General features: G+C 57.6%; 24 protein-coding genes. 15 read left to right on the top strand and 9 right to left on the bottom strand.

Annotation, left to right across the window (positions count from 1 at the left end):
- Positions 1-2 precede the first annotated feature (2 nt).
- The 8 genes from DA718_RS01800 to DA718_RS01765 are packed head-to-tail and all read left to right on the top strand — an operon-like array spanning position 3 to position 7,493.
- Positions 3-425, top strand: a complete 423-nt coding sequence (locus DA718_RS01800) for an acyl-CoA thioesterase (protein ID WP_112214837.1) — start codon at positions 3-5, stop codon at positions 423-425.
- Positions 422-1,027 carry a LolA family protein gene (locus DA718_RS01795; RefSeq protein ID WP_112214838.1) on the top strand — a complete coding sequence of 202 codons (606 nt, stop codon included), beginning with the start codon at positions 422-424 and terminating at the stop codon, positions 1,025-1,027. The genes DA718_RS01800 and DA718_RS01795 overlap by 4 nt, the downstream gene beginning before the upstream one ends.
- Positions 996-3,314: an MMPL family transporter gene (locus tag DA718_RS01790; protein ID WP_112214839.1), complete on the top strand. Its 2,319-nt coding sequence runs from the start codon at positions 996-998 to the stop codon at positions 3,312-3,314. The genes DA718_RS01795 and DA718_RS01790 overlap by 32 nt, the downstream gene beginning before the upstream one ends.
- Positions 3,311-3,895 (top strand): DUF3261 domain-containing protein, encoded by a 585-nt coding sequence (locus DA718_RS01785; protein ID WP_112214840.1) that lies wholly within the window; start codon positions 3,311-3,313, stop codon positions 3,893-3,895. Before DA718_RS01790 ends, DA718_RS01785 begins: the two co-directional genes overlap by 4 nt.
- Position 3,896: 1 nt before the next feature.
- Entirely contained in the window at positions 3,897-5,066 is a 1,170-nt protein-coding gene (locus DA718_RS01780; protein ID WP_112214841.1) for a beta-ketoacyl-[acyl-carrier-protein] synthase family protein, read from the top strand.
- Positions 5,063-5,539 (top strand): hotdog family protein, encoded by a 477-nt coding sequence (locus tag DA718_RS01775; protein WP_112214842.1) that lies wholly within the window; start codon positions 5,063-5,065, stop codon positions 5,537-5,539. The genes DA718_RS01780 and DA718_RS01775 overlap by 4 nt, the downstream gene beginning before the upstream one ends.
- The gene (locus DA718_RS01770) at positions 5,536-6,267 is read left to right on the top strand and encodes a 3-ketoacyl-ACP reductase FabG2 (RefSeq protein WP_112214843.1); all 732 of its coding nucleotides are present in this window, start codon (positions 5,536-5,538) and stop codon (positions 6,265-6,267) included. Before DA718_RS01775 ends, DA718_RS01770 begins: the two co-directional genes overlap by 4 nt.
- Positions 6,264-7,493: a beta-ketoacyl-ACP synthase gene (locus tag DA718_RS01765; RefSeq protein WP_112214844.1), complete on the top strand. Its 1,230-nt coding sequence runs from the start codon at positions 6,264-6,266 to the stop codon at positions 7,491-7,493. The genes DA718_RS01770 and DA718_RS01765 overlap by 4 nt, the downstream gene beginning before the upstream one ends.
- A 142-nt stretch (positions 7,494-7,635) precedes the next feature.
- On the opposite strand, the gene arnF is transcribed toward DA718_RS01765, so the two are convergent.
- The 8 genes from arnF to DA718_RS01725 all read right to left on the bottom strand — a co-directional run bounded on the left by arnF (position 7,636) and on the right by DA718_RS01725 (position 15,920).
- Positions 7,636-8,019: a 4-amino-4-deoxy-L-arabinose-phosphoundecaprenol flippase subunit ArnF gene (arnF, locus tag DA718_RS01760; protein WP_112214845.1), complete on the bottom strand. Its 384-nt coding sequence runs from the start codon at positions 8,017-8,019 to the stop codon at positions 7,636-7,638.
- A complete protein-coding gene (gene arnE, locus DA718_RS01755) occupies positions 8,019-8,357 on the bottom strand; it encodes a 4-amino-4-deoxy-L-arabinose-phosphoundecaprenol flippase subunit ArnE (RefSeq protein ID WP_112214846.1) in 339 nt (112 codons plus the stop codon). Before arnE ends, arnF begins: the two co-directional genes overlap by 1 nt.
- Positions 8,354-10,009 carry a lipid IV(A) 4-amino-4-deoxy-L-arabinosyltransferase gene (arnT, locus tag DA718_RS01750; RefSeq protein ID WP_112214847.1) on the bottom strand — a complete coding sequence of 552 codons (1,656 nt, stop codon included), beginning with the start codon at positions 10,007-10,009 and terminating at the stop codon, positions 8,354-8,356. The genes arnE and arnT overlap by 4 nt, the downstream gene beginning before the upstream one ends.
- The gene (gene arnD / locus DA718_RS01745) at positions 10,009-10,911 is read right to left on the bottom strand and encodes a 4-deoxy-4-formamido-L-arabinose-phosphoundecaprenol deformylase (protein ID WP_112214848.1); all 903 of its coding nucleotides are present in this window, start codon (positions 10,909-10,911) and stop codon (positions 10,009-10,011) included. Before arnD ends, arnT begins: the two co-directional genes overlap by 1 nt.
- Positions 10,908-12,893 (bottom strand): bifunctional UDP-4-amino-4-deoxy-L-arabinose formyltransferase/UDP-glucuronic acid oxidase ArnA, encoded by a 1,986-nt coding sequence (arnA, locus tag DA718_RS01740; protein WP_112214849.1) that lies wholly within the window; start codon positions 12,891-12,893, stop codon positions 10,908-10,910. Before arnA ends, arnD begins: the two co-directional genes overlap by 4 nt.
- The gene (gene arnC / locus DA718_RS01735) at positions 12,890-13,873 is read right to left on the bottom strand and encodes an undecaprenyl-phosphate 4-deoxy-4-formamido-L-arabinose transferase (RefSeq protein WP_112214850.1); all 984 of its coding nucleotides are present in this window, start codon (positions 13,871-13,873) and stop codon (positions 12,890-12,892) included. The genes arnA and arnC overlap by 4 nt, the downstream gene beginning before the upstream one ends.
- A gap of 1 nt (position 13,874) precedes the next feature.
- Positions 13,875-15,014: a UDP-4-amino-4-deoxy-L-arabinose aminotransferase gene (gene arnB / locus DA718_RS01730; protein ID WP_112214851.1), complete on the bottom strand. Its 1,140-nt coding sequence runs from the start codon at positions 15,012-15,014 to the stop codon at positions 13,875-13,877.
- A gap of 399 nt (positions 15,015-15,413) precedes the next feature.
- The gene (locus DA718_RS01725) at positions 15,414-15,920 is read right to left on the bottom strand and encodes a phenolic acid decarboxylase (RefSeq protein WP_167492846.1); all 507 of its coding nucleotides are present in this window, start codon (positions 15,918-15,920) and stop codon (positions 15,414-15,416) included.
- A 97-nt stretch (positions 15,921-16,017) separates the two neighbouring features.
- On the opposite strand from DA718_RS01725, the gene DA718_RS01720 reads away from it, so the two are divergent.
- The 7 genes from DA718_RS01720 (at position 16,018) to nikR (ending at position 22,410) form a co-directional block, all read left to right on the top strand.
- Complete coding sequence (locus tag DA718_RS01720) at positions 16,018-16,878, top strand: LysR family transcriptional regulator (protein WP_112214853.1); 861 nt, start codon at positions 16,018-16,020, stop codon at positions 16,876-16,878.
- A 238-nt stretch (positions 16,879-17,116) separates the two neighbouring features.
- Complete coding sequence (gene nikA, locus DA718_RS01715) at positions 17,117-18,685, top strand: nickel ABC transporter substrate-binding protein (RefSeq protein WP_112214854.1); 1,569 nt, start codon at positions 17,117-17,119, stop codon at positions 18,683-18,685.
- Complete coding sequence (gene nikB / locus DA718_RS01710) at positions 18,685-19,629, top strand: nickel ABC transporter permease subunit NikB (RefSeq protein ID WP_112214855.1); 945 nt, start codon at positions 18,685-18,687, stop codon at positions 19,627-19,629. Before nikA ends, nikB begins: the two co-directional genes overlap by 1 nt.
- Positions 19,626-20,459 (top strand): nickel ABC transporter permease subunit NikC, encoded by an 834-nt coding sequence (gene nikC / locus DA718_RS01705; protein WP_112214856.1) that lies wholly within the window; start codon positions 19,626-19,628, stop codon positions 20,457-20,459. Before nikB ends, nikC begins: the two co-directional genes overlap by 4 nt.
- A complete protein-coding gene (nikD, locus tag DA718_RS01700) occupies positions 20,459-21,223 on the top strand; it encodes a nickel import ATP-binding protein NikD (protein WP_112214857.1) in 765 nt (254 codons plus the stop codon). Before nikC ends, nikD begins: the two co-directional genes overlap by 1 nt.
- Positions 21,220-21,990 (top strand): nickel import ATP-binding protein NikE, encoded by a 771-nt coding sequence (gene nikE / locus DA718_RS01695; protein WP_112214858.1) that lies wholly within the window; start codon positions 21,220-21,222, stop codon positions 21,988-21,990. Before nikD ends, nikE begins: the two co-directional genes overlap by 4 nt.
- Positions 21,991-21,993: 3 nt before the next feature.
- Positions 21,994-22,410: a nickel-responsive transcriptional regulator NikR gene (nikR, locus tag DA718_RS01690; RefSeq protein WP_112214859.1), complete on the top strand. Its 417-nt coding sequence runs from the start codon at positions 21,994-21,996 to the stop codon at positions 22,408-22,410.
- Here the strand turns inward: nikR and DA718_RS01685 are convergent.
- Positions 22,405-23,313 carry a DMT family transporter gene (locus DA718_RS01685; RefSeq protein WP_112214860.1) on the bottom strand — a complete coding sequence of 303 codons (909 nt, stop codon included), beginning with the start codon at positions 23,311-23,313 and terminating at the stop codon, positions 22,405-22,407. The two genes, nikR and DA718_RS01685, sit on opposite strands and share 6 nt — an antisense overlap.
- Positions 23,314-23,392: the final 79 nt, after the last annotated feature.

Below are 23,392 nucleotides of genomic sequence, written 5' to 3'. Positions count from 1 at the left end.
GGGTGCTTAACGATCCCCGCTTTACGGCTGAAGTCGAGCTGACCATTCCGTTCCACGACGTCGATATGATGGGCGTGGCGTGGCACGGAAACTATTTCCGCTATTTCGAAATTGCCCGCGAGGCGCTGCTGAATCAGTTCGATTATGGCTATCGGCAGATGAAAGAATCGGGCTATCTGTGGCCGGTGGTCGATACCCGCGTTAAGTATCGCAACCCCCTGACCTTTGAGCAGCACATTCGCGTACGCGCCCGCCTTGAGGAGTTCGAAAACCGTCTGCGCATTGGTTACGAAATTTTCGATGCCGAAACCGGCAAGCGCGCCACTACCGGCTACACCATCCAGGTGGCGGTAGAAGAAAAAAGTCGCGAACTGTGCTTCGTCAGCCCGGCTATCCTGTTCGAACGTATGGGGGTCACGCCATGAGATACTTACCACTGCTGGCGCTGCTCATCAGCCCTTTCGTCAGCGCCCTGACGCTGGATGATCTACAACAGCGCTTTACCGAACAACCGGTGGTTCGCGCTCACTTCGATCAAACCCGCACCATCAAGGATCTGCCGCAGCCGCTGCGATCCCAGGGCAAAATGCTGATCGCTCGCGAACAGGGTTTACTGTGGGATCAAACCGCCCCGTTCCCGATGCAGCTGCTGCTCGATGACAAACGGATGGTACAGGTGATCAACGGCCAGCCGCCGCAAACCATCACCGCCGAGAACAACCCACAAATGTTCCAGTTCAACCATCTGCTGCGCGCGCTGTTCCAGGCGGATCGTAAAGTTCTGGAAGAGAACTTTCGCGTAGAGTTTGCTGACAAAGGCGAAGGTCGCTGGACGCTGCGCCTGACTCCAATCACCACGCCGCTGGATAAGATTTTCGCGACCATCGATTTAGCCGGAAAAATCTATCTGGAGAGCATTCAACTGAACGATAAGCAGGGCGATCGCACCGATATCGCCCTTTCCCAACACCAACTGACGCCCGCACAGCTAACTGATGACGAACGCCAACGCTTTGCCGCCCAGTAAACGTCCCGCGCTGTTCTGGGGAATCGCCTGCCTGATCCTGCTGGGCGTGTTGCTGACGCTGTTGCCTCAGGCACGGCTTAACAGCAGCGTCCTGGCGATGCTGCCAAAACAGGCGCTCGGCGCGATCCCACCGAGCCTCAACGACGGCTTTATGCAGCGCCTTGACCGGCAGCTGGTCTGGCTGGTAAGCCCCGGGAAAAAAGCCGACCCGCAGGTTGCCCGCAGCTGGTTATCGCTATTACAGAAATCGCAGGCGCTGGCTGAGGTCAAAGGCCCGATGGACGCCGACAGCCAGCAGGCCTGGGGCACCTTCTTCTGGCAGCACCGCAACGGCCTGATCGATAGCGACACCCGCGCACGCCTGCAAAATAGCGGTGAGGCCCAGGCGCAGTGGATTCTTTCCCAACTCTACTCGGCCTTCTCCGGCGTGAGCGGTAAAGAGCTGCAAAACGACCCGCTGATGCTGATGCGCGGCTCGCAGTTGGCAATGGCCAAAAACGGCCAGCGCCTGCGGCTGATGGACGGCTGGCTGGTGGCCCAGGATGAACAGGGCAACTACTGGTACCTGCTGCACGGCGAGCTGGCCGGTTCGTCGTTTGATATGCAGCAGACGCACCATCTGGTCACCACGCTCAATACGCTGGAAGGTGAGCTCAAGACGCAATATCCACAGGCGCAGCTGTTGTCTCGCGGGACCATGTTCTACAGCGATTACGCCAGCCAGCAGGCGAAGCGAGATGTTTCGACCCTCGGCGTTGCCACCCTGTTTGGGGTGATTTTGCTGATTGTGGCGGTGTTCCGTTCCCTGCGCCCGCTGCTGCTGTGCCTGATTTCGATCGGTATTGGCGCGCTGGCGGGCACCGTCGTCACGTTGCTGATTTTTGGCGAGCTGCACCTGATGACGCTGGTGATGAGCATGAGCATCATCGGGATCTCCGCTGACTACACGCTCTACTATCTGACCGAGCGGATGGTGCACGGCGCAGAAACCTCACCGTGGCAAAGCCTCAGCAAAGTGCGCAATGCCCTGCTGCTGGCGCTGCTTACCACCGTGGCGGCGTATCTGATTATGATGCTCGCCCCCTTCCCCGGCATTCGTCAGATGGCGGTATTCGCGGCGGTGGGCCTGAGCGCTTCCTGCCTGACGGTGATTTTCTGGCATCCGTGGCTGTGTCGTGGGCTGCCGGTGCGCCCGGTTCCGGCGATGGTACTGATGCTACGCTGGCTTGCGGCCTGGCGACGTAATAAAAAGCTTTCCCTCGGCCTGCCGGTGGCGCTGGCTCTCTTCTCACTGGCGGGAATAGCGACGCTGCGCGTGGACGATGATATCTCGCAGCTCCAGGCGCTGCCGCAGGATATCCTGGCACAGGAAAAAGCGATTACCGCGCTGACCGGGCAGAGCGTCGATCAGAAGTGGTTTGTGGTGTACGGCAAGTCTGCACAGCAAACGCTGGAGCGACTGGAACTGTTTACCCCCGCGTTGGAGCAGGCGAAAAAAGAGGGATGGCTTGGCGGTTATCGCACTATTGCGCTGAATTCACTCGCCCGACAGCAGCAGGATCTCAGCCTGCTGAAAAACGCAGCGCCAGCCGTCATCAAAGCCCTGAACAACGCCGGACTGGCGACGGTAAATCCCGATCTTAACGCCATGCCGGTAACGGTCGATGCCTGGCTTGCCAGCCCGGCCAGCGAAGGCTGGCGGCTGCTGTGGATAACGCTGGCCGATGGCGAAAGCGGCGTGCTGGTACCGGTTGAAGGGATGAAAAACAGTGCTGCATTAAGTACCCTCAGCACGAAATACTCCGGCGTCGCGTGGGTGGATCGTAAAAGCAGCTTTGACGAACTGTTCGCGCTGTATCGCCATATTCTGACCGGCCTGCTATTGGTTGCGCTGGGTGTGATTGCCTGCGGCGCGATGGTGCGACTTGGCTGGCGTAAAGGGCTAATCAGTCTCGTGCCATCGGTACTATCGCTGGGCTGCGGTCTGGCAGTGCTGGCGCTGAGCGGCCATGCAGTCAATTTGTTCTCGCTGCTGGCCTTGGTGCTGGTACTCGGCATCGGCATTAACTACACGCTGTTTTTCAGCAATCCGCGCGGCACGCCGTTAACCTCATTTTTAGCGATTACGCTGGCCATGCTAACCACCTTGCTGACGCTGGGGATGCTGGTCTTTAGCGCCACTCAGGCGATCAGTAGCTTTGGCATTGTGCTGATAAGCGGCATTTTCACCGCCTTCCTGCTGTCACCGCTGGCGATGCCAGGGAAAAAAGAGAAAAAAATAAGATGATTAAACAGACATTCTGGCGCGCCGCTGCCTTGGTCGCCACGCTGATGCTGGCCGGTTGCAGCCACTCACAGCCCGAACAAGAAGGCCGACCACAGGCGTGGCTGGAGCCAGGCGCACGCGTGACGCTACCCGCGCCGGGGATCTCTCCGGCGGTCAGCTCCCAGCAGCTCCTCACCGGCAGTTTTAACGGCAAAACCCAGTCGCTGCTGGTGATGCTTAACGCCGATGATAAAAAACTCACCCTGGCAGGCCTCTCCTCTGTCGGTATCCGCCTGTTCCTCGTCACTTACGATGAAAAAGGGCTGCATGCCGAACAATCAATCGTGGTGCCGCAGTTGCCGCCAGCCAGCCAGGTGCTGGCCGACGTGATGCTCAGCCACTGGCCGATTAGCGCCTGGCAGCCACAGCTGCCGAAGGGCTGGACGCTCACCGATATCGGCGACAAGCGCGAACTGCGCAACGCCCGCGGCAAGCTGGTCACCGAAATCACCTACCTGAACCGCAAAGGCAAGCGCGAGCCCATCAGCATCGAACAGCACGTGTTTAAATACCACATCACCATTCAATACCTGGATGACTGAGATGATCTACATTTCTGCGGTTGGCTTGATTAACGCGCTGGGCAACCACGCCGATGAAATAGCCGCCAATCTGACGCGCGGCGTGGCTCCCGGTATGCGCCCGCGCACCGGCTGGCTTCAGGGCCATCCACACGCAGTTTTAGCCGGCGTCGACGGTGAACTGCCGACGATTCCTGATGAGTTTAGCGCCCATCGTTCGCGCAATAATCAGCTACTGCTGGCTGCGCTCGCGCAAATCCAGCCGCAGGTAGATGACGCCATTGCGCAGTTTGGTCGCGACCGCGTTGCCGTGGTGCTCGGCACCAGCACCTCCGGGCTGGACGAAGGCGACGTGCATGTTGATCTCACGCTCAACGGCAAAGCGAGCAGCGCCTGGCAGTACCCGCAGCAGGAGTTGGGCGACCCGTCGCGCTTTCTCAGCCACTGGCTGGCATTAGACGGCCCGGCGTTTACGCTCTCTACCGCCTGCTCATCCAGCGCCCGCGCGATCATGAGCGGACGTCGCCTGGTTGAATCCGGGCTGGCGGATGTGGCGATTGTCGGCGGGGCGGACACGCTAAGCCGGATGCCAATCAACGGTTTCCATAGTCTGGAGTCACTCTCGCCGACGCTCTGTCAGCCGTTTGGTCGCGACCGCTGCGGGATTACCATCGGCGAAGGCGCGGCACTGATGCTGCTGACCCGCGAACCGCAGCCGATTGCGCTGCTGGGCGTTGGCGAATCCAGCGACGCGTACCATATTTCGGCCCCGCATCCGCAGGGCGAAGGGGCGATTCGCGCCATTCGTCAGGCGCTTAACGACGCAGGGCTAACGCCGGAGCAGGTGGGCTATATCAATATGCACGGTACCGCCACGCCGCTGAACGACAAAATTGAGTCCAACGTGGTAAACGAGCTGTTTGGCGAGCGCGTACCATGCAGCTCTACCAAGCACCTGACCGGACACACGCTGGGTGCGGCAGGGATCACCGAAGCCGCCATCAGTATGCTGATTTTGCAACGAGACCTGCCGCTGCCGCCGCAGGATTTCAGCCAGTCGCCGCGCGATGAAACGCTGCCTGCCTGCGGGATCATCGAGTGCCCGCAGCCGCTGGCGCGCCCGGTCATCCTGTCAAACTCGTTTGCCTTTGGCGGCAATAACGCCAGTATCCTGCTCGGGAGAATGCCATGAGCCACTATTTAGCGCCCGGAGACTATCTGCCTCACGATGCGCCAATGCTGCTGCTTGAAGAAGTGGTTAGCGTGACGGACGACTCCGCTACCTGCCGCGTCACGATATCGCCTAACGGCGTGCTGGCCCCGTTTCTTGATACAGCAGGCAATCTGCCCGGCTGGTTCGCCCTGGAGCTGATGGCGCAGACCGTTGGCGTCTGGTCCGGCTGGCACCGTCATCAGGCGGGTCAGGCCAGTATCTCGCTAGGCATGGTGCTCGGGGCACGTGAATTAGTCTGTGCGGCGGGAATATTGCCAGGTGGCCTGACGCTGGATATTAGCGTCACGCTACTGATGCAAGATGCACGTTTTGGCAGCTTTGAATGCGCTATTCAGGCCGGTGAGGAGATGCTGGCAAGCGGTCGCGTCAACACCTTCCAGCCGACAGCGGAAGAACTTAACACCCTATTTCAACAAGGAGCGTCCGCATGAGTCGTTCAGTTTTGGTTACCGGCGCCAGCAAGGGCATTGGTCGCGCCATCGCCCGCCAGCTGGCGGCGGACGGCTTTGTGGTCGGCGTCCACTATCATCGCGATGCACAAGGTGCCCAGGAGACGTTGGATGCAATCCTCGCTGCTGGAGGCTCTGGGCGTCTGCTGGCCTTTGACGTCGCCAACCGCGAGCAGTGTCGAGAAGTGCTGGAGCAAGATAACGACGCGCACGGTGCCTGGTACGGCATCGTTAGCAACGCAGGAATTACCCGCGATGCCGCCTTCCCGGCGCTCAGCGATAACGACTGGGATGCGGTGATCCACACCAACCTCGACAGCTTCTATAACGTTATCCAGCCGTGCATGATGCCGATGATTAGCGCTCGTCAGGGTGGGCGCATCATTACCTTATCGTCGGTTTCCGGGGTGATGGGCAATCGCGGCCAGGTCAACTACAGCGCCGCCAAGGCGGGGATTATTGGAGCCACCAAAGCGCTGGCGATTGAGCTGGCAAAACGCAAAATTACCGTCAACTGCATCGCGCCGGGGCTGATTGATACCGGGATGATCGAAATGGAAGAGGCCGCGCTGAAAGAAGCCATGTCGATGATCCCGATGAAACGGATGGGCCAGGCCGATGAAGTGGCCGGGCTTGCCAGCTATTTAATGTCGGATATCGCGGGTTACGTCACCCGTCAGGTGATTTCTATCAATGGAGGGATGTTATGACACGTCGCGTCGTGATCACAGGGATGGGCGGCGTTACCGCCTTTGGCGAAAGCTGGCAGGCCGTTTCCGCCCGGCTGCAGGCCTATGAAAACGCAGTGCGCAAAATGCCGGAATGGCAGGTTTATGACGGGCTGCACACGCTGCTGGGCGCGCCGGTGGATGATTTCACCCCACCGGAGCACTATACCCGCAAGCGTATTCGCTCTATGGGTCGCGTATCGCTGATGTCCACCCGCGCGACCGAACTGGCGCTGGAGCAGGCCGGGCTGATTGGCGATGCGGTGCTGACCAATGGTGAAACCGGCATCGCCTACGGCTCGTCAACCGGCAGCACCGGTCCGGTGAGCGAATTCGCTACCATGTTGACCGAAAAGCACACCAATAATATTACCGGCACCACCTACGTGCAGATGATGCCACACACCACCGCCGTCAACACCGGGCTGTTTTTCGGCCTGCGCGGTCGCGTTATCCCTACCTCCAGCGCCTGCACCTCCGGCAGCCAGGCGATTGGCTACGCATGGGAAGCGATTCGTCACGGCTACCAAACGGTGATGGTCGCTGGCGGCGCGGAAGAGTTGTGTCCGTCGGAAGCGGCGGTGTTTGATACCCTGTTCGCCACCAGCCAGCGTAACGACGAACCGAAAACCACGCCCTCACCGTTTGATGAACATCGCGACGGGCTGGTAATAGGCGAAGGCGCAGGCACGTTGATTCTGGAAGAACTTGAGCACGCCAAAGCGCGCGGCGCGACCATTTACGGCGAGATTATCGGTTTTGCCACCAACTGCGATGCGGCGCATATCACCCAGCCGCAGCGCGAGACGATGCAGATTTGTATGGAGCAGTCGCTGAAAATGGCGGGCTTAAACGCGCGGGATATCGGCTATATTTCGGCTCATGGCACGGCTACCGACCGCGGTGATATTGCGGAAAGCCTGGCAACGGCAGCGATTTATGGCGACAACGTGCCGATCTCGTCACTGAAAAGTTATTTTGGCCATACGCTGGGTGCCTGCGGGGCGCTGGAAGCCTGGATGAGTTTGCAAATGATGCGCGAGGGATGGTTTGCCCCGACGCTCAATTTAAACCGGCCGGATGCTAACTGCGGCGCACTGGATTACATCATGGGTGAAGCCCTCAAGATTGATTGCGAGTTCCTGCAAAGCAACAATTTTGCTTTTGGCGGCATCAACACCTCGCTGGTGATCAAGCGCTGGCCCTGAGGGATAGCTTTTGGGAATAGCGCCGGCCCATTTCCCGAAGGCGGCGCTTCACGCGCCTTGTCCGGGCTACCGGCCCGCAGACGGTTGTGAACCCGTAGCCCGGGAAGCCGCAGCGCCACCGGGACGAAGCAGCGTCGATGCATCAGCCCCGGTGCTTCACCGGCCAGAAGATAGTCAGCACCCCGGCGACAATCAGCAGCACGCCCAATAACGATTGCCAGTGGAAAGGCTCATACCAGCCGGGGAGCCAGATGGCGGCGGCCCACACCAGAATGTAGCTCAGACTGAGTAGCGCGTAGGCCTTCGCCAGCGGTAATTGGTGCAGGGCGAAGTACCAGCAGACCATCGACAACAGATAGCCGAGCAGGCCAAACACCAGGCCGAAGGTCCCCGCCCGAAGATGCAGCAGATGGTTGAGAAAGGTGAGTAAATCCGTCAGCGGCGGCAGTTCAACCATGGCGCTACGCAGCAACAGCTGCGCGCCGCTGACCAGTCCGACGCTGAATAATGCCCAGATTAAGCCCATCAGATGCGGCTCCCCAGAATAACGATCCCGACGACGATCAGCCCTACGCCAACCCAGTGGCGGCGCGCCACCGGCTCGCGCCAGATCCCCCACGCCGCAAGGGTTACCCAGACAAAGTTCAGGCTCAGCATCGGGTAGGCAATGCTGACCGGGATAGACTGCAGTACGCTAAGCCACAACAGCATGCTGCAGCCCAGGGAGAGTAATGCTAACCCCAGCCAGCCAAGGATGTGGTGCCCTCGCCGCCCCGATTTGGACGGGCGGGTTGCCTGTTTCTGGCACAGCTGTCCGGCGCAGCTCAGTAAGCTGGCGAAAACCAGACAGATCCAGACGCTCATTGCGGCAAGTACTGGATAAACACTACCCGGCCTAGCTCGTAGGAGTTATCAGGTTTGGGTAGCGGTAAGTCGGCCATACTCTCTCCTTTGTCCATCAGCAGAACCAGTGAAATCGGCCCCTGCTGGCGGTGCGCAGCCAGCCAATCGGCAAACTGTTCTTTATCCACAAACTGGCTCTGCGCATCCGGCCAGGACAGACCGTACTTCAGCTCGCCCTGCTTGTCGAACAGAATGATATCGCTACGCTTTAGCTCCCACGACAGCCCACCGGCAATACCGACATTATTGGTCAAAACATAGCGGCTTGGCGTCAGCGACTCGCTGACGATATCCACCAGGAACTGCGGCTGTTTGCTGTCGATAACCCGGTCCGGGATAGCAAAACCTACCAGCAGCGCCAGTCCCAGCGGGCAAATGGCGGCTAAGGTCCAGCGGCGGCCATTATCTTTCATCGCCAGCCAGCCCATTAGCGCCCAGCAGCCAAAGATCAGCGCCGCCAACAGGCACTTGTACAGCTCAATGTGGCTCCACACCGGATTGTGCATAAAGCCCCAAGGCGAGACCACCAGCACGGCGACCAGGCCAATCAGACCGAAGCCTAAGTTGATCATGCCGTTGATTTTCAGCGCTTTCGCACCGGCCTTCGCGGCATCCAGCGCGTAGCGAGCCATCAGAATCGACAGCGGCGCGAAACACGGCAGGATGTAGGTTGGTAGCTTACCTTTGGCAATGCTGAAGAACAGGAACGGCATCGCCACCCATCCGAGCAAATACAGCGCCCCGCGCGACTCATCGCGTTCGGTCCAGCCGCGCTTGAGCGCCCCTGGTAGCAGCGCCAGCCACGGCAGGCTCCCGGCAATCAGGAACGGGATGTAGTACCAGAACGGCGCTTTATGCTGGGCATCTTTTTCAGCAAAACGCTGGATATGTTCAACCCAGAAGAAGTAGCGCCAGAAGTCCGGTTCGCGTTTGGCGATGGCAAGCCCCCACGGCAGCACTACCAGCACGCAGACGCCCACCGCCAGCCAGCCGTAGGTCAGCACTTCGCGCCAGCGCTTACGCGCAATCACCCACGGCAATACCCCGACCACCGGCACCGCCAGCGCGAGAAAGCCTTTGGTCATCACCCCCATTCCGCAGGCCACGCCCAGTAAGACGTAGCCAACGATTTTGCCGCTGTGGCTTTGGGCCTGTACCGCACCCCAGAAGCTGCACATCGCCAACGCCATCCACATGGTAATCATCGGGTCCAGTACCGCATAGGTACCGATACCGTAGACCAGCAGCGCGGTCAGGAAGATAACCGGCGACAGGATCGCCAGGCGTTTATCGCGGAAAATCCGCCATGCCAGCCAGGCTACCAGCAGGGCGGTGACGGTAATGGAGAACACCACCCCGAAGCGGACGCCAAAGTTATTATGGCCGAACAGCCACTGACCGATGCTGTTAATCCAGTATCCGGCGATTGGTTTTTCAAAATAGCGCAGGCCGAGGAAATGCGGCACCACCCAGTCGCCGGTCGCCAGCATCTCACGGCTGATTTCCGCATAGCGGGTTTCATCCGGCTGCCAAAGCAAGCGGAAGTTGAGCGGCAGTAAATAGTAGAGGGCAAAAAGAGCGACCAGAGCCGCACCGTAGCGAATGCTTTTCATCAAACACCCGAATTGAGTAATTGTTCACGTCCAAGCCAGCCTTCCCGGCCAGCCAGTTCTCCACGAACCACTTTGCCTCGCGGCAGCACGCTAAAATCGGCGGGCAGCAACTGGCTTAGCGGGCAAAACTGAATCTCTTCCTGAGCGGCCATGGTCAGCATTTCATCGAACTGTTGAGCAAAGGCAATACCTTCAACTTCAGCGTGGATGGTATAGACCGGCGTACCCATATCGCGATGGATACAATCCAGCAGATAGCGATTGAAACCCGCAATATCCACCGCGCTGCCGACCACTTCATCCCAGGTCGGTAACGTCACCGGGATTTGCACGGTTCCCGGCGCGCCGTTGCCAAGCTGCGGCAGAAACGGGCCTGTCCCGCGACAGTCGCTGTTATAGAGGAAATCAAAAGCTTCTTTGGCCTTGATGACCCGCTGATCGGCACGCCAGCCAGCCACGGCGGAGCAGGCCACTGGACGGCCGATAATCCGCTCCAGCTCCAGCAGTCCGCGCTCAACCTCCAGCGTCAGGCGTTCCTGTGGCCAGACACCGCTCCACGCCTGCCAGCTATAGTGATCCCAGGCGTGCAGACCGATTTCATGCTCCTGCGCGGCGGCGCGGATAACCTCTTCATTACCCGCACCAATTCGGCGCCCCGGCCAGGCGGTACCGGCCAGCAGGATATCCCAGCCGTACAACGAAGCGGCCTTTGAGCGCAGCATCTTCCACAGAAACTTCGGTTTTACCAGGCGCCATAAGTGACGCCCCATATTGTCCGGCCCGACGCTGAAAAAGAAGCTTGCCTGAATCCCGTGCTGGCTTAGCAGAGCCAGCAGCCGCGGGACCCCGTCCCGCGTACCGCGAAAGGTATCGACATCTATGCGTAAGCCGACCTGTCTCATGATTTGTTGTCGTCCACCAGTTCAACCGTGCGCAGGAAGAAGTCCAGGGTGTGTTCCACCGTCTCTTCCATCTCTACCGTCGGCACCCAGTTCAGACAGCGCTTCGCGTTGCGAATGCTCGGCTTACGGTGCTCAACGTCCTGGTAGCCTTTACCGTAGTAATCGCTACTTTCGACTTCGCGGAAGCCGGCAAACGGCGGGAAGCGGTCGCGCAGCGGGTGGCGCTCAAAGCAGGCCAGCAGCATTTCCGCCAGCTCTTTGATGCTCGCTTCGTTATCCGGATTACCAATGTTGATAATCTGCCCGTCACAGCGGCCATCTTTGTTCTCGATAATACGGAACAGCGCTTCGATACCGTCACTGATATCAGTGAAGCAACGCTTCTGCTTACCGCCCTCAATCAGCTTGATCGGCGAACCTTCGACCAGGTTGAGGATCAGTTGGGTGATGGCACGAGAGCTACCGATGCGTGCAGCGTTCAGGTTATCAAGACGCGGCCCCATCCAGTTGAACGGACGGAACAGGGTAAACTTGAGGTTGTTCTTATCGCCATAAGCCCAGATCACGCGGTCCAGCAACTGCTTGGAAACCGAGTAAATCCAGCGCTGTTTGTTGATCGGCCCGACCACCAGGTTCGAACTATCTTCATCGAAGTTATTGTCGGTGCACATGCCGTACACTTCGGACGTCGACGGGAAGATAATGCGCTTATCGTATTTCACGCAGTCGCGGATAATCTTCAGGTTCTCTTCGAAGTCCAGTTCGAACACGCGTAGCGGGTTGCGGGTGTATTCGATAGGCGTGGCAATCGCCACCAGCGGTAGCACGACGTCGCACTTCTTAATGTGGTACTCGATCCACTCCGAGTGAATACTGATATCGCCTTCCACAAAGTGGAAACGTGGATTGTCGAGGAAACGGCTGATAGCGTCAGAGCCAATATCCAGGCCGTAAATCTCGTAATTGTCGTCCTGCAACAGGCGCTCGGTCAGATGGTTGCCGATAAAGCCGTTCACCCCGAGGATCAGCACGCGGGTGCGGCGCTTAATCGCTACCACCGGCTTGCTGCTCAGCACCGCGCCGGCAACCAGGCCCAGCGCCTGCGCCAGCTGCGTACCCTGCATATAAACGCCGCGCTCGGTCTGCCCGGTGATGATTTCCAGCGCCCCTTCCTGACAGGCAACAACCAGCGGCGCAACGGAAATCACCGTCCCCGCTTTGGCAGCGCTTAGATCGTGGCGCACGCGGGACTTCCAGACGATAAACTTGTTGGCCCCGGCATAGCCGAACGCCCCCGGCCACGGGTCGGAGACCGCACGCACGAGGTTATGCAGCGTTTGGGCAGATTGCTCCCAGTCAAGACGGCCATCTTTCGGCGTGCGGCGACCCACCCAGGTTGCCTGGCTTTCATCCTGCCCGCGCTCTTCGATTTTGCCATTGCGGATCGCCGGCAGCGCCTGGCCCAGCAGTTCGGATGCCGCAGCACAGAGTTTACGATGCAGAACCAGCGCCGCGTCATCTGCGCCAATAGCCACGCTTTTCTGCGCCACGATATTCCCGGCATCGGCGCGGTTAACCATACGATGCAGCGTCACGCCGGTTTCGCTTTCACCATTCACCAGCACCCAGTTCAGCGGCGCACGGCCACGGTATTTCGGCAACAGAGAACCGTGGAGGTTAAAAGCCCCCTGCGGTGCGAGGTTCAGAATGTCATCGCATAGCAGGTTGCGGTAATAGAACGAGAACAACACGTCCGGTTTTATCTCACGGATACGTTCGATCCACAGCGGATGGTTTACGTCTTCTGGCGCCCATACCGGAATGCCTTGCTCCGCGGCAATACGCGCAACGGAGCCAAAGAAATGGTTTTCGCCAGGGTTGTCCGGATGGGTAAAAATAGCGGCGATGTCATAACCGGCATCCAGCAGAGACTGAATACCTGCACAACCCATATCGTGATAAGCGAAGACTACGGCTTTCATGAACGATCTTCCTCTTGAGATGCCGTTTCCGGCTGGCGAACAACACGTTGAATAAAGTAGCGGGGACGGGCGCGAACATCGTTATAGATGCGGCCGATATACTCCCCTAGCAGGCCCATACCGACAAACTGGGCACCGATAAACATGAACAACACCGCGAAGAGCATAAACACCCCTTCCGCCGCCCACTGTGGGCCAAACACCAGGCGCAGCACCACTAGCAGCAGGCCGAAGGCGAAGCCCAGCAGGGCGATGGCGCTGCCGAACAGGCTCAACAGACGCAGCGGCGTGGTGGTCAGGCAGGTCACCAGGTCGTACATCAGGTTAATCAGGCGCATAAAGCTGTATTTGGAGTCACCAAATTCACGCTCGGCGTGCATTACCGGGATCTCAATTGCCCGGCGGGCGAAGGTATTCGCCAGAATTGGGATAAACGTACTGCGCTCGTGGCAGTTGAGCATTGCATCGATAATGTGGCGGCGATAGGCGCGCAGCATGCAGCCATAGTCGCCCATCGCTTTACCGGTAGTACGCTGGATCAGGCGGTTGATCATCTTCGAGGCGCTTTTACGGAAAAAGGTATCCTGGCGGTTCTGGCGAACGGTACCGACTACGTCGTAGCCCTCGTCGGCCTTCTCCACCAGACGCGGGATCTCTTCCGGCGGGTTTTGCAGGTCGGCATCAAGGGTAATGATCAGATCGCCGGTGACGTGGCTGAAGCCCGCCATAATCGCCGAGTGTTGGCCATAGTTGCGGTTCAACAACACCGCCACCACGTGGCTGCCTTCGGCCTCAGCGGCTTCGGTTAACATCCGCGCCGAATCATCGCTACTGCCGTCGTCGACCAGCAGAATTTCATATTGGCGTCCGAGCGTCGCGCAGGCGGTATCGGTGCGGCGGATAAGCTCCGGTAGGCTCTCCTGTTCGTTATAAACAGGAATAACGACCGAGACCTTTTTCACGGGAGGATAGCTAAACATATCAACGTCCTGACAGCTGGTGCAGTGCGGCAATGACCCGAGTGACATCGTCATCGGTCATATCCGGGAACAACGGAATGGAACAAATGCGCGCGCTGTTCCATTCCGTATGCGGTAATGAAACGTCAGGGAAACGCTCGCGGTAATACTTTTGCGTGTGCGCCGCGCGGAAGTGCAGGCCGGTGCCGATACCCATGGCTTTCAGTTTTTCCATCAGAGTATCGCGGCTGATACCGCAGGTGGCCTCATCGACGCGGATAATAAACAGGTGCCAGGCGTGCTGGTGTTCCCACTCGGGTACTGACAGCGGCTTGAATGGGGTATCAGCGAGTTCACTCAAGTAGCGTTGGGCAATTTTGGCGCGCCGCAGATTGGCGTGGGCCAGTTTATCCAGCTGCACCAGGGCCAGCGCGGCGTTGATATCCGCCAGATTGTATTTAAAGCCCGGAGAAATCACCTCCGCCTGCGGGGCACGACCCAGGGTCTGACGGTCATAGGCGTCAACGCCGAGACCATGGAACTTCAGGCTGCGAATGCGCGTCGCCAGCTCGTCATCGTCGGTCACCACCAACCCGCCTTCGGCGCAGGTCATGTTTTTGATCGCGTGGAACGAGAAAATGGCGGTGCCGCGCCAGCCGACATGGTGACCTTTGTAGTACGTCCCTGCCGCGTGGGCGGCGTCTTCAATCACCGGAATACCGTGCCGCTCGCCAATGGCGCGAATAGCGTCGATATCCACCGGCGCGCCCGCATAGTGCACGGGCACGATCGCTTTAGTACGCGGAGTGATCGCCGCTTCCACCGCTTCAGGGGTAACCATCAGATTATCGGGATCGACATCGATCATCACCGGGGTTGCGCCGAGCAGGCAGATCATGTTCAGCGTGGAAACCCAGGTTTGGGAAGGGGTGATCACTTCATCGCCCGCACCGATTCCCATCGCCATTAGCGTGACGTGCATCCCGCCGGTCGCCGAACTGACTGCGATAGCGTGGCGGTTGCCAGTTAACGTACAGAACGCCTCTTCCAGCGCCTGATTTTTCGGCCCGGTGGTGATCCAGCCCGATTGCAAAACTTCACGCAGCGCAGCCAGCTCTGCGTCGCCCATCGACGGGCGCGAAAACGGCAAAAAATCGCTCATCATTTTCCTGTTCTGTAAATGACCCGACGAGGAACGGGGTCGATAAGAAATATCCTGCACCTGCTGACTTAAACAAAATGAAAATGAAAGCGAAATCAGTTTGATGGCGCATTTCATTACAGGATATTTAGATGCTATTAAATTTAGACAGGTTTGCTTAGGATAATATTAAGAAATTAATATTAATTAGATGTTCATTAATTTTTCGTTGAAAATCATTGAGATAATTGATTTTAATCGAGATAAACAGAGGGTTGGCGTTCCCACTTCATGGAGAAATAGCAGGAACGCGCTGGAGAAAAGTAAACGAATATTAAACCGAATTCCAATAAACCATCTTTAAACATGGTCTACGAAATATAAAAAATCCAGTTGAATCACAAAATTATTTCAGCAACGTTACAGATTGGCCGGAAAGTTATGAGGTAATTCGTTAGCCGGACAATTAATCACTTCGTTATTATCCGCGCCGCAATCGCGAACAAAGGTGATAGTGGCAAACTCATCGATCACTTCTGTTGGATAAGCTGGACCGGCTTCGCGGTAAGACACCATCAGCGGGATATGATCGTTCTGGAAGCAGACGGTTTTTTCCGGATGATTAATGACCCAGCGCGGGAAAAAGATGGTGCCATGGAACAGTTTATCGCCGAGATTAACAATCAGGCTCACGTCTGTGCCGGTCGGTTCAGTCCAGGAAATTTTATAAATGCTTTCACCTACGCGAACAATGTATGCCTGCTGATCTTTTACCCAACGATTCGCCACGATCCCACTATGAATTCGATAATCCAGAGTCGTGCTGTTTTTAACGTAAATCTCGTAGTTCCAGCCATTATCGTAGGTATAAACCAGATGTTTGCCGATAAAACCGCTGAGGTCATGTTTGTCGAAAGTACTCATAATTTGTTCTCCTCTATTTGTTGAGAACAAGCATACTGCTTTAAAAAATGGATAAATAACGCTATGTTTGGATTAAATTCATCCATTTTTTAGATTAATTATGCACAAGACCACCCTCGAGCAATGGGCGCTACTGGAAAAAGTTGTTGAGCTGGGTAGCTTTGCGAAGGCGGCGGAAGAGACCCATCGCAGCCAGTCTTCGGTGAGCTATAACCTTGCGCTGTTGCAGGAGCGTCTGGGCGTCACGCTGCTCACGCCATCAGGTCGTCGTGCGGTGCTGACCCCAGCGGGCGAGCTGCTGCTCGGCCAGGTCAAGCCGCTTTTGAAGGCCTTTTCTTATGTTGAAACCCATGCCGCGACCCTGCGCGACGGCGCGCGGACCCGGCTGGACCTGGTGGTCGACAGCATTTTCCCCCGCGATCGGCTATTCGCCATTCTGCGTCAGTTTCAGCAACACTATCCGCAAACCCAGGTGAGGCTGACCGAAGTGCTGGAAAACCTTGAGGAAGAACACCCTGCCCGCACCGAGGCCGATGTGATGGTGCTGACCCGCCGTCAGGATATTACCGGGCGCGGAGAGTGGCTGATGAATATTGATTTTGTCGCCGTCGCCCATCGCGATCACCCGCTTTCGGCATTCGAGGGGCCGCTGGATGATAATACGCTGGCCCCCTGGCCGCTGGTGCGCATCGCTGACCGCAGCAACGACCCGCAATCCGCCCGCGACGCGTGGACGTTCTCCACTATTGATGCCGCCATTGATGCAGTGCTGTATCAGGTCGGTTTTGGCTGGCTACCGGAAGAGCGCATTCGTTCACAGCTCAAACAGGGGGTGCTGAAAGCGCTGCCGCTGGGCCACGGCGCACGGCGGGCTACGCCGCTGCACCTGATCGTTAAGCGTGATTTAACGCCGATTGATGAGCAGGTCGCCACGCTGCTCGATCTGTTCAGAACGCCCTGATGGGCTTATTACCCGGCTACGGGTTCACCGCCGTCTCCGGGCCGGTAGCCCGGACAGGCGCGTCAAGCGCCGCCTCCGGGAGATGTGCCGGAACTGCGGCAGGCTTGTTCTCTATTTCATACCGTCAAAAATATATACTTTTTTCTTATACTTTCAGGCCCAATATTGATCCAGCTTACGCTGAAAGTATGATGAATCCTTAAAATCGTCATACTTTCCTGTCGCTGAGACTAAAGCCTTGTCTATTATCCGCACCACCCTGCTGGCGCTAATTGCCTGCGCACCTTTGCTGGCCAATGCCGCCCCCAACGAAATCACCACCGCCTGGCCGGTCAACGTCGGGCCGCTCAATCCGCACCTCTATACGCCCAACCAGATGTTCGCCCAGAGCATGGTTTATGAACCGCTGGTGAAGTATCAGGCGGATGGTTCGGTTACCCCGTGGCTGGCAAAAAGCTGGACTCATTCGGCGGACGGCAAAATATGGACCTTCACCCTGCGCGACGATGTGCAATTCTCGAACGGCGAAGCCTTTGACGCCGTTGCTGCGGCAGAGAACTTTCGCGCGGTGCTGGATAACCGTCAGCGCCACGCCTGGCTGGAGTTGGTCAATCAGATAGTCGACGTCAAGGCACTCAGCAAAAACAAGCTGCAAATTACCCTGAAAAGCGCGTATTACCCATTTCTGCAGGAGCTGGCGCTGCCGCGCCCTTTCCGCTTTATCGCCCCCTCGCAGTTTAAAGACAACGAGACCCTGCACGGCATTAAAGCGCCGATCGGCACCGGCCCGTGGGTGCTGCAAGAGTCAAAGCTCAATCAGTTCGACGTGCTGGTACGTAACGACCGTTACTGGGGCGAAAAACCGCAGATTCAAAAGATTACCGTCAAGGTGATCCCGGACCCGACCACCCGTGCGGTGGCGTTTGAAACCGGCGATATCGACCTGTTGTATGGCAACGAAGGGCTGCTGCCGCTCGACACCTTCGCCCGCTTCAGCCATAACCCCGCTTACCGAACCCAGCTTTCGCAGCCGATTGAAACGGTCATGCTGGCGCTGAACTCCGCAAAGGCTCCCACCAACGAGCTGGCGGTACGCGAAGCGCTGAACTACGCGGTAAATAAAAAATCGCTTATCGATAACGCCCTATACGGCACCCAGCAGGTAGCCGATACGCTATTTTCTCCCACCGTCCCTTACGCGAATATTGGCTTGAAACCGCGCCAGTACGACCCGCAGCAGGCAAAATCATTGCTGGAAAAAGCGGGCTGGATAATGCCCGCGGGTAAAAATATCCGTGAGAAAAACGGCCAGCCGCTGCGTATTGAGCTGGCGTTTATTGGTACCGATGCGTTGAGCAAATCGATGGCGGAAATCATTCAGGCTGATATGCGTCAGATTGGCGTGGATGTGGCGCTGGTCGGCGAGGAAGAGAGCAGTATTTATGCCCGCCAGCGCAACGGTCGCTTCGGCATGATTTTCAACCGCACCTGGGGCGCGCCGTACGATCCGCACGCCTTTATGAGTTCGATGCGCGTCCCATCGCACGCCGATTTTCAAGCCCAGCAGGGCTTAGCTGATAAGCCGATCATTGATAAAGAGATTAGCGAGGTGCTGGAAACCGCCGATGAAACCCAGCGTCAGGCATTGTATCGCGACATTCTGACCCACCTGCACAATGACGCCGTCTATTTGCCTATCAGCTATGTCTCGATGATGGTGGTCGCCAGACCAGAGCTGGGCCCGATTCCCTACGCGCCAATTGCCTCTGAAATTCCGTTTGAACAGATTAAGCCGGTGAAACCCTGATGTTGCGTTACGCGTTGCGGCGCATGGCGCTGCTGATTCCGATGATTTTCGCCGCCTCGGTGATTATCTTTTTAATGCTGCGCCTGGGGACCGGCGACCCGGCGCTCGACTATTTGCGCCTGTCGAACCTGCCGCCGACGCCGGAGATGGTCGCATCCACGCGGGTGATGCTGGGTCTGGATCAGCCGCTTATCGTGCAGTACGGCGCCTGGCTGTGGAAGGCGCTGCACCTGGATTTTGGCATCTCGTTCGCGACTCAGCGTCCGGTACTGGAGGATATGCTGACCTTCCTTCCTGCCACGCTGGAGCTGGCGGGCGCGGCGCTGATACTGATCCTGCTCACCTCCGTACCGCTCGGCATCTGGGCGGCGCGCCACCGCGATCGTCTGCCGGATTTTGTTGTGCGGGTTATCGCTTTCCTCGGCGTCTCAATGCCCAACTTCTGGCTCGCCTTTCTGCTGGTAATGTTCTTCTCCGTTTACCTGCAATGGCTGCCTGCCATGGGCTACGGCGGCTGGCAACACATCATTCTGCCTGCGGTATCGATAGCCTTTATGTCGCTGGCGATTAACGCCCGCCTGCTGCGCGCCAGTATGCTGGAGGTCGCCGGACAGCGTCATGTGACCTGGGCGCGGCTGCGCGGCCTCAACGATAAGCAAACCGAGCGCCGTCATATTCTACGTAACGCCTCGCTGCCGATGATCACTGCCGTCGGAATGCATATCGGCGAGCTGATTGGTGGCACCATGATCATCGAGAATATCTTTGCCTGGCCGGGCGTCGGTCGCTACGCCGTCTCGGCGATTTTTAACCGCGACTACCCGGTCATTCAGTGTTTTACGCTGATGATGGTTACCGTTTTTGTGGTCTGTAACCTGATTGTTGACTTGCTGAACGCCGCGCTGGATCCGCGCATTCGCCGCCATGAAGGAGCGCACTCGTGAACTTTTTCTTCTCTTCACGCGGGTCCGTCCGCCTCTCTTTAATCGTGATTGCCCTGCTGGCGGTGATTGCGCTTACCAGCCAGTGGTGGCTACCGTACGACCCGCAGGCGATTAATTTACCTTCGCGCCTGCTGTCACCTGACAGCCAACACTGGCTGGGTACCGACCATCTGGGGCGCGATATTTTCTCGCGCCTGCTGGCGGCAACCCGCGTGTCGCTCGGTTCGGTGATGGCCTGTTTGCTGTTAGTTCTGGCGCTAGGGCTGATCGTCGGCGGAAGCGCGGGGCTGATTGGCGGCCGTGTCGATCAGGTCACCATGCGTATCGCAGATATGTTTATGACCTTCCCGACCTCGATCCTCTCCTTTTTTATGGTCGGCGTTCTGGGTACCGGGCTGACCAACGTCATTATCGCCATCGCCCTGTCGCACTGGGCGTGGTATGCGCGGATGGTACGCAGCCTGACTATCTCGCTACGCCAGCGCGAATTTGTGCTTGCCTCACGGCTTTCCGGCGCGGGTCATGTTCGGGTATTTATCGACCATCTGGCCGGAGCGGTGATCCCATCGCTGCTGGTACTGGCGACCCTGGATATCGGTCATATGATGCTGCACGTCGCCGGGATGTCGTTCCTCGGCCTTGGCGTGACCGCGCCCACCGCAGAATGGGGGGTGATGATTAACGACGCCCGTCAGTACATCTGGACCCAGCCGCTGCAAATGTTCTGGCCGGGGCTGGCGCTGTTTATCAGCGTGATGGCCTTCAATATGGTGGGTGATGCACTGCGCGATCATCTCGACCCCCATCTGGAAACGGAGCATGTCCACTGATGCCGCAACAGATTGAACTACAAAACATCACCTTACGGGCCGAACGTCCGCTGGTGCATGGCGTCTCTTTGACGCTTAAACGCGGGAGCGTGCTGGCGCTGGTCGGCGGTAGCGGCAGCGGAAAGTCCCTGACCTGCGCGGCGGCACTGGGCATTCTTCCCTCTGGCATACGGCAAACCGCAGGGACAATCCTTGCGGATGGCAAACCCATTTCACCCAGCGAACTGCGTGGTGTGAAAATCGCCACCATTATGCAAAACCCGCGCAGCGCTTTTAATCCGCTGCATACAATGGCAGCTCACGCGCGGGAAACCTGCCGGGCATTAGGCAAACCATCAGATGACGCTACGCTTATCAGTGCGTTAGAGTCCGTGGGGCTGGATCAGGCTGAGCGCGTGCTGAAGCTTTATCCCTTCGAGATGAGCGGCGGCATGCTGCAGCGGATGATGATTGCGATGGCGCTGTTGTGCGATGCGCCGTTTATCATCGCCGATGAGCCGACCACCGATCTCGACGTCGTTGCCCAGGCGTGCATTCTCGATCTGCTGGAGAGCATAATGCGCAGCCGTGCACCTGGAATGCTGCTGGTCACTCACGATATGGGCGTCGTCGCGCGGCTGGCGGACGACGTAGCGGTGATGGATAACGGCAAGATCGTGGAACAGGGGAATGTCGAAACCATCTTCAACGCGCCACAGCACCCCATCACCCGCAATCTGGTTGCCGCACATCTCGCCCTGTATGGGCTGGAGATGGCCTTATGACATTACTTAGCGTCTCTACGCTCTCACACCGATACGCAAACTTACCGGTGCTAAAAGAGGTTTCTTTAGCGCTGAAAAACGGCGAAACCGTCGCCCTGCTGGGACGTAGCGGCTGTGGAAAAAGCACGCTGGCGCGCCTGCTGGTTGGGCTGGAATCACCCACCGAGGGCAGCGTCAGCTGGCGCGGCGAGCCGCTCGCCCACCTCAATCGCAGCAAACAAAAAGCATTTCGCCGGGATATTCAGATGGTGTTTCAGGACTCCATCAGCGCGGTAAATCCGCGGAAAACGGTGCGTGAGATTTTGCGTGAACCGATGCGCCACCTGCTGTCGCTAACAAAACCAGAACAGCTAGCCCGCGCCAGTGAAATGCTCAATGCAGTCGATCTGGACGATAGCGTACTCGACAAACGGCCACCGCAGCTGAGCGGCGGGCAGCTCCAGCGCGTCTGCCTGGCGCGGGCGCTGGTCGTTGAGCCCAAATTGCTGATCCTTGATGAAGCGGTGTCTAACCTCGATCTGGTTCTCCAGGCAAGCGTCATTCGGCTACTCAAAAAACTGCAACAGCAGTTCGGCACCGCCTGCCTGTTTATCACCCACGATTTGCGTCTGGTGGAACGCTTTTGCCAGCGGGTGATGGTGATGGACGAGGGGCAAATCGTCGAGACGCAGACCGTGGGCGATAAATTAACGTTTTCTTCTCATGCCGGTCGCGTGTTACAAAATGCGGTACTTCCCGCCTTTCCCGTACGCCGTAATAAGGTCTAACAGATGCAACGTGTCACTATCACCCTTGATGACGATTTACTCGAAACGCTGGATAGCCTGAGCCAGCGCCGTGGCTACAACAACCGCTCCGAGGCTATCCGCGATATTCTGCGCGGCGCGCTGGCCCAGGAAACCACCCAGGAGCACGGCACTCAGGGCTTCGCGGTACTCTCCTACGTTTATGAACATGAGAAACGTGATTTAGCCAGCCGTTTAGTCTCGACTCAGCATCATCATCACGATCTCTCCGTCGCCACTCTGCACGTCCATATCAACCACGACGACTGCCTGGAGATTGCCGTGCTGAAAGGCGATATGGGCGATGTTCAGCATTTTGCTGATGATGTCATCGCCCAGCGCGGCGTACGCCACGGTCATTTGCAGTGCCTGCCGACGGAAGAGAAGTCCTCTCACTCATAAAGCGTGGGACTCAATAACCCGGCGCGAACGCGAGCACAGGGTAATACCACAGACAATCGCCAGTGCGCTGATCAGGTGGTACGTATAGAGCGGCGCGTGCAGAAAGAGAATGCTGAACAGGCCGCCGCTGAGCGGAATGAGGTGCGAGAACACCTCCCCACGCGTGGCGCCAATCGCCGCAATACCTTTATTCCACAAAAGGTAAGAGAGCCAGGAAGGGAAAATCACCAGATAAGCCAGTCCGAGAAGGAAATCCAGCGACAGGTAAGGTGCTAAATCCAGATCGGCCGCCTGTAGCGTATTCGCCATCAAAACCGGCAGCAGCATAATCGCCCCCACCGAGGCGCTGACGGCGACAAAGCCATTACCAGCCACCGCTTTTGGCTTCAGGCGCAAAAAAGCGCAGTAGGCCGCCCAGCTTATCGCCGAACCCATGGTCCAGAGATCGCCCCGATTCAGGTTGCGCAAAGTTGACCAGTCCGTGACGTTCCCTTGCAAAATAAGCCAGATAACACCGCAGGAACTTAATATCACACCCGCTATATTTCCCGTCGAAATACGCTCGTGAAATATAAAACGGTTAATCAGTAGCACCATCGCCGGGGTCGTCGACAAATAAATCGCCGCATTCAATGATGAGGTATATTGCAGACCGACATAGAGCGTCAGAGGAAATAAAACCTGGCCGCACAGTGCCAGAAAGAAAACAATCCCTTTCGCCTGTTTTATCGCTGGCCACTGCTGTTTAACCTGGCGAAAGTAGAGCATCATCAGCAGGATAGCGGTGGCCCACCAGCGCAGCGCTGATAGCACAATAGGGTCAACCTGCGATACCAGCAGGTGACCAATCACATAATTACCGCCCCAGAAGCAGGCCGCCAGCGCGAGCAGAAGATAAGGCATACAAACTCCTTGATTTACCTTAAACCTATGCCATTCAGGGTACTGCTCACGAATAAGCCAGTGCTAATATAAAGTTTTC

Origin of the sequence: Klebsiella huaxiensis, assembly GCF_003261575.2 — a bacterium.
GTDB classification, from domain to species: Bacteria; Pseudomonadota; Gammaproteobacteria; order Enterobacterales; family Enterobacteriaceae; genus Klebsiella; species Klebsiella huaxiensis.
This window is presented reverse-complemented; position numbering and strand designations above follow the sequence as displayed.

What these genes read in the sequence shown, in the direction of transcription:
- DA718_RS01795 (WP_112214838.1), top strand. Translation starts at nt 422, where the DNA reads ATGAGATACTTACCACTGCTGGCGCTGCTCATCAGCCCTTTCGTCAGC.
- DA718_RS01790 (WP_112214839.1), top strand. Translation starts at nt 996, where the DNA reads ATGACGAACGCCAACGCTTTGCCGCCCAGTAAACGTCCCGCGCTGTTC.
- DA718_RS01785 (WP_112214840.1), top strand. Translation starts at nt 3,311, where the DNA reads ATGATTAAACAGACATTCTGGCGCGCCGCTGCCTTGGTCGCCACGCTG.
- DA718_RS01780 (WP_112214841.1), top strand. Translation starts at nt 3,897, where the DNA reads ATGATCTACATTTCTGCGGTTGGCTTGATTAACGCGCTGGGCAACCAC.
- DA718_RS01775 (WP_112214842.1), top strand. Translation starts at nt 5,063, where the DNA reads ATGAGCCACTATTTAGCGCCCGGAGACTATCTGCCTCACGATGCGCCA.
- DA718_RS01770 (WP_112214843.1), top strand. Translation starts at nt 5,536, where the DNA reads ATGAGTCGTTCAGTTTTGGTTACCGGCGCCAGCAAGGGCATTGGTCGC.
- DA718_RS01765 (WP_112214844.1), top strand. Translation starts at nt 6,264, where the DNA reads ATGACACGTCGCGTCGTGATCACAGGGATGGGCGGCGTTACCGCCTTT.
- arnF (WP_112214845.1), bottom strand. Translation starts at nt 8,019, where the DNA reads ATGGGCTTAATCTGGGCATTATTCAGCGTCGGACTGGTCAGCGGCGCG.
- arnE (WP_112214846.1), bottom strand. Translation starts at nt 8,357, where the DNA reads ATGAGCGTCTGGATCTGTCTGGTTTTCGCCAGCTTACTGAGCTGCGCC.
- arnT (WP_112214847.1), bottom strand. Translation starts at nt 10,009, where the DNA reads ATGAAAAGCATTCGCTACGGTGCGGCTCTGGTCGCTCTTTTTGCCCTC.
- arnD (WP_112214848.1), bottom strand. Translation starts at nt 10,911, where the DNA reads ATGAGACAGGTCGGCTTACGCATAGATGTCGATACCTTTCGCGGTACG.
- arnA (WP_112214849.1), bottom strand. Translation starts at nt 12,893, where the DNA reads ATGAAAGCCGTAGTCTTCGCTTATCACGATATGGGTTGTGCAGGTATT.
- arnC (WP_112214850.1), bottom strand. Translation starts at nt 13,873, where the DNA reads ATGTTTAGCTATCCTCCCGTGAAAAAGGTCTCGGTCGTTATTCCTGTT.
- arnB (WP_112214851.1), bottom strand. Translation starts at nt 15,014, where the DNA reads ATGAGCGATTTTTTGCCGTTTTCGCGCCCGTCGATGGGCGACGCAGAG.
- DA718_RS01720 (WP_112214853.1), top strand. Translation starts at nt 16,018, where the DNA reads ATGCACAAGACCACCCTCGAGCAATGGGCGCTACTGGAAAAAGTTGTT.
- nikB (WP_112214855.1), top strand. Translation starts at nt 18,685, where the DNA reads ATGTTGCGTTACGCGTTGCGGCGCATGGCGCTGCTGATTCCGATGATT.
- nikD (WP_112214857.1), top strand. Translation starts at nt 20,459, where the DNA reads ATGCCGCAACAGATTGAACTACAAAACATCACCTTACGGGCCGAACGT.
- nikE (WP_112214858.1), top strand. Translation starts at nt 21,220, where the DNA reads ATGACATTACTTAGCGTCTCTACGCTCTCACACCGATACGCAAACTTA.
- nikR (WP_112214859.1), top strand. Translation starts at nt 21,994, where the DNA reads ATGCAACGTGTCACTATCACCCTTGATGACGATTTACTCGAAACGCTG.
- DA718_RS01685 (WP_112214860.1), bottom strand. Translation starts at nt 23,313, where the DNA reads ATGCCTTATCTTCTGCTCGCGCTGGCGGCCTGCTTCTGGGGCGGTAAT.